Origin of the sequence: Microbacterium sp. UBA3394 (genome assembly GCF_002358725.1) — a bacterium.
GTDB classification, from domain to species: Bacteria; Actinomycetota; Actinomycetes; order Actinomycetales; family Microbacteriaceae; genus Microbacterium; species Microbacterium luteum.
In genome coordinates this window covers 1-3,104 of the sequence record NZ_DEPK01000091.1, presented here as the reverse complement: position 1 = coordinate 3,104, position 3,104 = coordinate 1, and the positions used below count along the sequence as shown (strand labels likewise).

Annotated in this window: 3 protein-coding genes and 1 pseudogene; 3 read left to right on the top strand and 1 reads right to left on the bottom strand. The window is 69.2% G+C overall.

The window, feature by feature from the left end; all coding sequences use genetic code 11:
* Positions 1 to 1,046: class I tRNA ligase family protein (locus B4E30_RS05575; RefSeq protein ID WP_286793893.1), on the bottom strand; the 1,046-nt coding region annotated here is incomplete at its 3' end.
* 177 nt (positions 1,047 to 1,223) lie between these two features.
* Here B4E30_RS05575 and B4E30_RS05570 point away from each other — a divergent pair.
* The 3 genes and pseudogenes from B4E30_RS05570 to B4E30_RS16535 all read left to right on the top strand — a co-directional run.
* Positions 1,224 to 1,910: a DedA family protein gene (locus B4E30_RS05570; protein ID WP_286793891.1), complete on the top strand. Its 687-nt coding sequence runs from the start codon at positions 1,224 to 1,226 to the stop codon at positions 1,908 to 1,910.
* A gap of 5 nt (positions 1,911 to 1,915) precedes the next feature.
* On the top strand, positions 1,916 to 2,953 hold the full coding sequence (locus B4E30_RS05565; RefSeq protein WP_286793889.1) for an App1 family protein: 1,038 nt from the start codon (positions 1,916 to 1,918) through the stop codon (positions 2,951 to 2,953).
* Positions 2,954 to 2,985: 32 nt separating this feature from the next.
* Positions 2,986 to 3,104: pseudogene (locus B4E30_RS16535) on the top strand (SOS response-associated peptidase); the annotation flags it as partial.

Genomic DNA, 3,104 nt, shown 5'->3' with positions numbered 1-3,104 from the left:
GCGCCGTGGCCGTAGTCGGCCAGCACGTAGTCCGCGGCCCACACCGGAAGGCGCTCGCCGTTGGCGGGGTTGACGGCGTAGCGCTCGAGGAAGACGCCGGTCTTCGGCCGATCGGTGGACTGACGCTCGATCTCGGTCTGACGACCGACCGACTCGACGTAGTCGCTGAAGCGCTGCCGCACGTCGGCCGAGGCTCCGGCAGCCAGCTGAGCCGCCAGCTCGCTCTCCGGTGCGACGACGAAGAAGGTCGCCCCGTGGAGGGTGTCCGGGCGCGTCGAGAAGACGGTGACCTTCCCCGGGTGCCCTTCGATCTCGAAATCGATGTCGGCTCCGACAGATCGCCCGATCCAGTTCCGCTGCATGCGGATGACCTTCTGCGGCCAGCGCCCTTCGAGCTGATTCAGGTCGTCGAGGAGCCGGTCGGCGTAGTCGGTGATCTTGAAGTACCACTGTTCGAGCTTCTTCTTGACCACCACCGCACCGCTGCGCTCGGATGTGCCGTCGGGAAGCACCTGCTCGTTGGCGAGCACGGTCTGATCCACCGGGTCCCAGTTGACGGCGGCATCCTTGCGGTATGCGAGCCCCCGCTCGTGAAGACGCTGGAACAGCCACTGGTTCCACTGGTAGTAGTCCGGGTCGCTCGTGTGGAGGACGCGGTTCCAGTCGAACGAGACGCCGTAGGCACGGAAACCGGCCTTCTGCTGGGCGATGTTGTCGTACGTCCATTCCCGCGGGTCCGCGCCGCGCTTGATCGCGGCGTTCTCGGCGGGCAGGCCGAAGGAGTCCCATCCGATCGGGTTGAGCACGTTGTAGCCGCGGTGACGCCAGAAGCGCGCCACGATGTCCGAGTAGAGGTAGTTCTCCGCGTGACCCATGTGCAGGTCGCCCGACGGGTAGGGGAACATGGCGAGCACGTACTTGCGCGGACGCGTGTCCTCGGGGCCACCCGCCTTGAAGGGGTCGGCCTGTTCCCACCGCTGTTGCCACTTGCGCTCGACGGCGTGGGCATCGAAGCCGCTTCCGTCGTCGGAAGCAGGGCTGTCCAAGGGAGAGTGCTGTGACACAGGAGAACCAATCGCGGAGTACGGGGGCGCGCGGAACGCGTCTTTCAGGTTACCGGAACCTCATCCGGCCGCCGCGCGAGCCCGCGCATCCTGAAGGCCTGCTCCGAGCGACGGGGATTTCACACCTCCTCGCGAGGCGTCCGACGTAGTCTCGATCGGGTGAACGACGTGCTCACCTGGATCCTCGACGCCGTGCAGTCGGTGGATCCGGTGCTGCGAACCGCACTCGCGGGCATCGCGATCATGCTCGAGACGAGCGTGCTGATCGGTCTGATCGTGCCCGGGGACACCATCGTCATCGTCGCCGGAACGGCGGTCTCGAGCATCTGGGAGGGGCTCACGCTCGGGGCCGTCGTCGTCATCGGTGCGCTGGCGGGCGAGAGCATCGGCTTCTGGCTCGGCCGCTACCTCGGGCCCCGCATCCGTCACTCCCGTCTGGGACGGCGCATCGGCGAGGCGAACTGGATGCGGTCGGAGCGCTACCTGCGCCGCCGGGGCGGCCCCGCGATCTTCCTGTCGCGCTTCCTCCCGGTGCTGCACTCGCTGGTGCCGCTGACCGTGGGGATGAGCGGCTACCGATACGGTCGCTTCCTCGCCTGGACCACGCCCGCCTGCATCGTGTGGGCGGCGCTGTACGTCTCGGTGTCGTCCGCCGCGGCCGGCACCTATCGCGAACTCGCCGACCGCCTCCACTACGCCGGCTACCTCTTCGTCGGCGTCATCGTCGTGTTCCTGGTTCTCGTCCTGGTCGCGAAGAAGGTCATCGAACGCGTCGAACGCAAGCACCTCGCGGACGACGGCACCGGCTCGACAGCGGTCCCGGGCGCGCATCGCGTGGAAGACTGAGGGGTATGGCCGCCCCGACCGAGGATCCCGTCCGTCCGAAAGTCCTGTGGCTGGCCCGGTGGGAGCGGCGCTTCCACGCCTGGCGCGAGCGCCGGGCTCGTCAGCGCGGGCAGCGCCCGACGGTGACGCCGTTCCCCGGGTACGGCGGCACCGACTGGGTCCGCGTGCTCGGGCGCGTGCTCATCGTGCCGCCGCGGACTCCTCCGAGCGACGGCGAGTACGGCGGCGTGCGCGGCTGGCGCAGCTTCGTGGCCGTGCCCGTCGGCTTCGCCCAGGTGAGCGTCGACATCGGCGGCGTGACGCACGACGTCGTCGCCGATCGCGGCGGCGTGATCGACACCGTGCTGCCCGCATCCCTCGCCCCGGGGTGGCAGACCTTCATGATGTCGGTCGAGGGCGGCGAGCCCGTCGAGACGCGGGTCTTCGTCGTCGGTCCGGATGTGCGCTTCGGTGTCGTCTCGGACGTCGACGACACCGTCATGGTCACCGCGCTCCCGCGGCCCCTGCTGGCCGCATGGAACTCGTTCGTGGTCGACGAGCATGCTCGGCAGCCGGTCGCCGGCATGGCGGTTCTGCTGGAGACCCTCGTGCGCGATCGACCGGGGATCCCCGTGGTGTACCTGTCGACGGGTGCGTGGAACATCGCACCGACGCTCATGCGATTCCTCCGGCGTCACCTCTACCCGCCCGGGGCGACCCTGCTCACCGACTGGGGACCCACGCACGACCGCTGGTTCCGCAGCGGCCAGCTGCACAAATCGGAGAACCTCCGGCGGCTCGCGGCGGAGTTTCCCGACATCACGTGGCTCCTGATCGGCGACGACGGCCAGCACGACGATGAGATCTACACGCGGTTCGCCAGCGAGCACCCCGGCAACGTCGCCGCGGTCGCCATCCGGCGCCTGTCACCCACCGAGGCCGTTCTCGCCGGCGGCCGCACCGCCGTCAACGACCACACGGCGGCATCTGTCCCGTGGGTCTCCGCATCGCACGGCGCGGGGCTGCTCCGGCGCCTGCGCGAGGCGGGGGTCGTCGACTCGTGAGCGGTGTCGTCGGCCGCGCGTAGGCTGGCGGCATGTGCGGAAGGTTCGTCGTCGCGAATGTCGGATCCGAGCTCGTCGGCGTTCTGCGCGTCGACGTGGAAGGCGACGATCTTCCCGCGCCGTCATTCAACATCGCCCCCACAGACCCTGC

Bases quoted from the DNA above. Each gene is read 5' to 3' on its own strand.
- B4E30_RS05565 (WP_286793889.1), top strand. From the start codon at position 1,916: ATGGCCGCCCCGACCGAGGATCCCGTCCGTCCGAAAGTCCTGTGGCTG.